The organism is bacterium, from assembly GCA_040756715.1.
Lineage (GTDB): Bacteria > UBA9089 > UBA9088 > UBA9088 > UBA9088 > JBFLYE01.
In genome coordinates, this window is record JBFLYE010000138.1 from 1 (window position 1) to 7,884 (window position 7,884).

A 7,884-nucleotide genomic window follows, 5' to 3' on the forward strand; every position below is an offset into this window, starting at 1 on the left:
CCCAAGGAAAATACCCATCCTTCTCACCTAGAGGAAATGAGATAGCCTTTGCCAAACAGGGTTCTTCCTATGAGATATTCCTAATGAACAAAGATGGAACAAACATTAGGCAACTAACCAACAATGAAGTAGATGATGTTGAGCCTCTCTTCTCACCCAGTGGAGAAAGAATTGCCTATTCCTCAGGAAACATTATCTATTTAATGCGAAGGGATGGAAGCAAACAAACAAAGGTAGTGGATGGAACAAGGCCAGTATTCTCTCCCGATGGAAATTCCCTTGCCTTTCTTTACTTTAATACTGCCTATACCCTAGACCTAGAAACCTTAGAGCTTGAGCAGATAAAGGGAATAGATATGAGGGAAATAAAGAAAGAAGAAATAAAAGGCTTAAGGCAAATAGAAGAAAAGGTAAAGGGAATATTCTGGTCTTGTGGAAGTGTAGAGAATAAGCTACCGGTTCCAATTATAACTGGAGGATATACTGGCTATGAAGGAATGCCAATAAGCTTAGATGGCTCAAGCTCTTATGACCCTGATGGGACAATTACAACCTATACTTGGGAAATAAACGAAATGTATTACGATGGCTCAATGACAACCATTGTAATCGATGATGACTACATTGGCTCTTTAACCTTAAGGGTAATTGATAATGATAAAGGAGAGGCAGAGACACAAACAACCATAACTATACTAAACTTAAATCCCCAAATAACCTTATCCTCTCCAAGCCAGGGAAAGGTAAACTACCCAATCCAATTTATCGCAGAGGTATTTGATACAGACCCTATAACCTTTCTCTGGGACTTTGGTGATTTAGGAACATCCACTAGCGAAAACCCCATTCATTCATACACAAATGTAGGAACCTATACCATAACCTTAAGGGTATCAGACGATGATGGAGGCCAAACCATAGGAACAAAGACCATTGAAATCATAGAAGCAAACCCAGAGATTAAACTAAATCCAAAAGAAGGCTATATTGCAACCATAATTACCATTGAGGGGCTTGGATTTAATGGGGTAGTTAGTATAGACTTTGGAACAACAAAGACAATTGCAACTACATTAAGCTCAAATGGAATGTTTCTCACCACCTTTATGGCAGATACCCAGCCCTTAGGAAAGACAATAATCACAGCCAGGGATAAAGAGAGATTTGCCACAGAAACCTTTGCCATAGGCTTAGTCTCTGTCTTTACCAAAGAGGGAGAGATTATCGGAGGCTATCTTACGATTAAAGGTGGAATAGATGCCTGTCCTATAGGAGGAAGTGTCCTTGTTCTAGCAGGTGATTATCTTGAGAATCTTTACCTTAATCAGAATATCTCCCTGATTGGCAAAGGAGCAACCATTCAAGGAAGTGTAACCATTGAGAGCAATAATTCCCTAATCTCTGGCTTTAAAATTACCCAAGGGATATTCTGCATAAATGGTGCAAATCCCATCATTACAAACAACATAATCACAGAAAATAATGGCATCTATTGTTCTTCTTCCTCCCCAATTATTACCAACAATACAATCGTGGGAAATAAAGAAAATGGCATTTATTGCCTTAATTCTTCCCCCTTTATTTACAACAATATCATTGCTGAGAATGCATCAGGCATCTATGTAGAATCTGGCAATCCTACGATGAACTACAACGATGTCTGGAATAATTCTTCTGGTAATTACTACAATTGCCCTGCTGGAGCAAATGACATCTCAGATGACCCACAATTTCAGCCTTCAGCCTTTAGCCTTCAGCCTTCCTCCCCTTGCATTGATGCTGGCTCAAATACTGCCCCAGCCATCCCAGCTACAGATAAAGATGGAAAGGAAAGAATCATAAATGGCATAGTTGATCTAGGTGCCTATGAATTCCCAGGAGAACCTGCAAGGGGCACAATTGCTGGGATGATCACCTACAATGGAACAAAAACAGGAACACTCCATATCGCTTTATTTAATAATCCCTTGTTTTCTGGTGATTCACTTAAGGAAAAAATTATCTATTCCCCCTCTTTCCCCCAACCCTATACCATTTCTAATCTGGAAAAGGGAAGCTATTATCTCTTGGCATTTCTTGATCTAGATGACAATGATAATCCAAGCATTAAAGAGCCCTTGGGAATCTATGGCAGCCTATCTTCTGTATATTCTCCCTTTAAGGTTATTGGCACACCAATTCCCATCCTTGTCTTTAGAGGCTCAATTAGCGAAGGAATAGACCTTGAATTAACCCATAATGTAGAAGCCTCTAAGGAATGGACATTCATCGTCTACCTTGATGCTGATAATAGCTTAGAAAGTTGGGCGATTGATGATTTTCTTGAGATGGCAAAGGTTGGCTCAGATTATAAGATAAATATTGTTGTCCAAATGGATAGGATTGAGGGAGGAAATAGCTCATACGGAAATTGGACAAAATGCCATAGATTTCTGATTACCAAGGATATGGAGCCTTATGAATCCAATGCTATCTCTGATTGGGGAGATGATCTAGGAGGAAGGGAGGTAAATATGGGTGATCCCGATACCCTTCGGGATTTCATCAATTGGGCAACTACTAATTATCCTGCCAAAAAATATAGCCTTATCCTATGGAACCATGGTGGTGGTTGGCGAACACCCAAAAGGCAAATCCCTAAAAAGGGAGTATGCGTGGATGATACGAGTGGAGACATTCTCTTTATGAGTGAAGTAAAAGAATCAATTGGGAGTGCAAATACCCATCTAAACCTAATTGGCTTTGATATGTGCTTTATGGCTATGGTAGAGGTAGCTTATGCCCTGCGGGGTTTATGCGATTGTTTAGTAGGCTCAGAGGAATTTGAATGGGCAGGTGGCTGGCCATATGATGCTATTTTAGGGGATTTAGCTAATACACCAAGTATCTCCCCTAAAGAATTAGCAAGTATAATAACTACAAGATATGGTCAAAATTCTGAAGCACAATTAAAATATGATACTACCCAATCTGCATTAGATATGGATAAATTAGGAAATTTAATTGATGCAATTGATAGCTTTGCTGAGAGTATGAATGGAATTACTGATTGGGAAAAGATAAAAGAGGCAAGGCAAAGCCTCTCTGCCTATTCTGAATCAAAATATTTTCACAGTGTAGACCTTTATTTCTTTGCCGATAAGGTTAAAAGCCTTACCTTAGATACAGAGATCCAAGAATCAGCACAAAGGGTTAAAGAAAGCCTAATTTCAGCAATTATTGCCAATTATCGGGGCAAAGAGCGAGATGATGACGATGGCTATGGTTCTTATGGGCTTTCTATTTACTTCCCAAAGGATGTTAATGCTTACAATAATGACCCTCAGCATTATGCTTATGAGGAGGGGAATAAAATCTATCCCGTAGATTATGTAGATTGCCATAGATGGGATAATTTCTTAAGAAGATTTTATGATATAAAAGGTGGGACAATCACGGGTAAGATTTCTTATCAAGGAACAAAAACAGGGATTTTATATTATCAAGCATTTAATAATCCACAATTTAGTAAAAAACCTATATATTATGGGACAACGACATTTAAAAAAGACCAGGGAACCTATACCTATACCCTCCAGGTTGACCTTGGAACATATTATTTAGCCTCATTCCTTGATCTAGATAATAATGGCAATCCAAGCATTGGTGAGCCCTTTGGAATCTATGGCAGCCTATCTTTTGTATATTATCCTTTTCAGGTGATTGGCACAGCAAATCCAATTTTTGCATCTTGTGGTTCTACTACCGAAGAAATAGACCTTGAATTGACTAAGGAAATAGAGGCTTTACCCATTCTTGGCTCAGTTTGTGTATACGATAAAAACAATAATTTTATCGGTAGCTATACGGCCATTCAACAAGGAATAAACAACTGCCCGATTGGAGGCACAGTCTCGGTTTCTCCTGGAATCTACAATGAGGCAATTTATATCAACAAAAATATTTCCTTAATTGGTGCGGGAGCAGATATTTGCACCATTACAGCATCTGGACTTGGCTATGTAAGTGCGGTAACCTTTGATGGTGATGCCGCAGACAATGCTATAATCACAGGCTTTACCATAACTGGTGCAAATCGGCATGGAATATCTTGCATAAATGGTGCAGAGCCAATTATCACAAACAACACAATCTCAGGGAATTACTGTGGCATTTACTGCGACAACAATTCTTCCCCAAAGATCATAAATAACACAATATCAAGAAATGGTGAGGGTATCTATGGTTCTTCTTCCTCTCCCTCCATTACAAACAATACAATATCAGAAAATTACGATGGCATTTACTGCCACAACAATTCCTCTCCAATTATCACAAACAATATAATCTTTGGGAATAATAAGCGTGGTATCTTCTGCATAGATTCCTCCCCAAAGATTATAAATAACACAATTTCAGGGCATTGGCGTGGTATCTATTGCCTCTATTCCTCTTTTCCATCCATTGCAAGCAATACAATTTCGGGGAATTCTATTGGCATCTACGCAGGACTAGATTCTCGTCCAAATATCATAAATAACACGATCTCAGGGAATAAGGGGGATGGCATTTTCTGTGACTCCTCCCTAGATACAACTATTACAAATAATATAATCAGCGAGAATGGTAATGCAGGAATTTATTACTACCACTTCCCATCACCTATATGGGGAGACGAATGGGTTTATTTTTCATACATTACAAACAATACAATCAGTCAAAATAAGTATGGTATCTATTGCTACATCTCCATTTCTTCCCTACACTTTCTTGTCATCACAAATAGCATCATCAGCAAAAATAAAGAATGGGGTATTTATTCTTATGAGCTCACAAATAATGAAAGGATTGATTATAACTGTATCTGGGGGAATGGTCAAGATGGAAATAATAATTACTACAATTGTTCTTTAGGACCAAATAACATCTCCTCTGACCCTCAATTTATCGGGATGGCTGATTTCCATCTTCAACCTTCTTCTCCTTGTAGAGATAAAGGCTTAAATACAGCAGGTATGATTCTATCAACCGATAAAGATGGAAAGGAAAGGATAGTGTATGGTATAATTGATCTGGGTGCTTATGAATTTCAAGAATTCCAAGGGCCTCCAATCTATAGCATTCTTATGGGTAGGGTTACTGATATATCAGAAGTTCCTATTGAAGGAGCAAGGATAGAAATATTTGGTCCTTCATCCTATACTGCAACCACTGATGAAAATGGCAAATATATTATCTTTCGCCTGGTTGATGGAAAATATACAATATTTGCAAAGGTCAGTGATTTCTATGGTTCTTATACAGAGAATGTAGAAATAAAAACAGGAACAATTACTACAGCTAATTTTAGATTAAACCCTATTGATATAGTCTATGTAGATGATGATTATACAGGTATAGAGCTTGGCACAGAGGATAATCCATTTAATACGATTATGGAAGGCATCTCACTTTTTGAAGAAAAAGGCACAGTTATGGTTTGCCCAGGAACCTATAGCGAAAATATATTGATCGAAAAAAGGATTTCTCTGGTTGGGATTGGAACACCAACCATCTTTCCAAATATGGAAGATGGTCTAACATTTAAAGGTAACAAGGCAGACAATGCCTCTATCTCTTTCTTTATGATCACTGGGGGAAGAAATGGGATATGTTGCTATGATGCAAAGCCTGTTATCACAAACAATATAATTGCCGGCAATATTGAAAATGGTATCTTTTGCTTTTCTCCTTCAACCATTACCCATAATACAATTATGGGGAATCTTAAGAATGGAATCTATGGACATAGCTTTTCTTGTATAGAGAACATAATTACAGATAATGGAGAAAATGGAATCTCCTGCTTAAGAGGTAATTCAACCATCTTAAACAATACAATCGCAAAGAATAGAAAAGATGGTATTTATGGCAATATTTTAAAAGCAACCATTGTTAATAATGTAATTTCTGATAATGAAAATGGAATTTCTTGCTCAGGCTCAGATTTAACCATCTTAAACAATACAATCGCAAAGAATAGGACAAATGGTATTTTCTCCACTGCTAAAATTGTTAACAATATTATTGCCGAAAATGGCATAACAAAAGATGATGCTTATGGAATATATTCAACTGGTAATCCTTCAATCTTTAACAATTGCCTCTTTAGAAATGGCTTAGGTGGAAGTAATAATTATAAGGGATGTGATCCGGGAAGGAATGATATATATCTTGACCCTCAATTTATAAGTTTGTGGGACTATCATCTAAGACCAGATTCTCCCTGTATAGATGTTGGTAAGGAGAGTGATTTAGAACTTCCATTAACTGATAAAGATGGAAAGGAAAGGATAAAAAGAATAATTGATTTAGGTGCTTATGAATTTCAAGGGATACCAACAAATCCTAAGATCACACCAATGCCAAAGAGGGGTTCGGTTGGAAAGGTAATAACGATTGAAGGCTTAGGGTTTTTAGAAAACCATCAAATAACCATTGATTTTGGAATAACCTTTACGATTGCCACTACCTATTCATCCCCCAAAGGAACATTTTTCATAACATTTATCATAAATACCCAACCACCAGGAATAAATGTAATTACAGCAGGGAATAGCTTTGGAGTTGCTACAAGTCTATTCTTTCTCTTGATTCCCTCGGTTGTTGTTTATAATCCAGAGGGAGAGATAATTGGGATATATCCTACCATCCAGGATGGAATAGATGTCTGTCCAATTGGGGGAACTGTCTCTCCTACATTGGATGCCTATATTGAGGCAATTTATATCAACAAAAGGATTGCTTTAATTGGAAAAGGGACAACTACAATTTCATCCTCAGAGCTTGGTGAGAAAAATACACTAACCTTTGAGGGAGATGGTGCAGATTTTGCCTTAATCTCTGGTTTCAATATAACGGGGGCAAGAAAGATATATTATGAGGAATTTAACTACAATGGTATTGGTATATTCTGTAAAAATGGGGCAGACCCAATTATCACAAAAAATATAATCTCAGGGAATAGCTATTATGGGATTTTTTGTAAGGATTCTTCTCCAACCATTTCTGACAATATAATCTCAAAGAATGGAAATGATCAATGTGATCTTTATTATACAGAAGGCGGTATTCGTTGTGAAAACTCATCTTCAAATATTACAAATAATATAATTGCTGGAAATAGAAGTGGTATCGTAGTGGATCCAAGTGTTTCTCCTTTTCAAGGCTTTCCTGAGAGGATAAAAAAGCATATTTTAGAAGATTATGGTTCATATCCAAACATTACAAACAATATTATTTTGGAAAATAAGATTGGCATTGCATGTGGTTGGAATTCCTTTCCAAATATTACAAATAACACAATCTTAAGAAATCTTTACTTTGGAGGCTTCTTCAGCTTTTCTTTTGCAAATATTACAAACAATATTATTGTAGAAAATGGGACAACTACCGATGGATATGGTATTTATCAATTTATCGACTCTAATCATCCACCGGCTATCTCTATGCTTGAACATAACTGTGTTTGGAACAATGGTCTGGATGGGAATAATGGATACTATAATTGCTTTGAACATGAAATAGTAAACAATATATCCCTTGACCCCCAATTTATTGGTGATGAAGATTATCACTTACAATCTACCTCTTTCTGTATAGATACGGGTTTAAATGAAGCACAAGGAATTCCTGTAACTGACAAGGATGGTAATCCAAGAATACAGGATGGAAACAATGATGGAATTGCTATTGTAGATATGGGGGCATATGAATATCCTGAGAAAAAAACTGCATTGGGCTTCCTCTTTGGCACAGTTACCGAGGATTTAAATTCCCCTGCCTTTTCCTTTGCTCTCTTCTCTGATGGCCCTCAAAGATACTTAGGGGGAGGATGTAAAGATGATACAATTGTTAATAATGGCT

The 7,884-nt window shown here is 37.2% G+C and carries 1 protein-coding gene; it reads left to right on the top strand.

The genetic code is table 11. The features are described from left to right. On the top strand, positions 1–7,884 hold a 7,884-nt coding region (locus AB1397_05310; GenBank protein ID MEW6482402.1), incomplete at both ends, for a right-handed parallel beta-helix repeat-containing protein.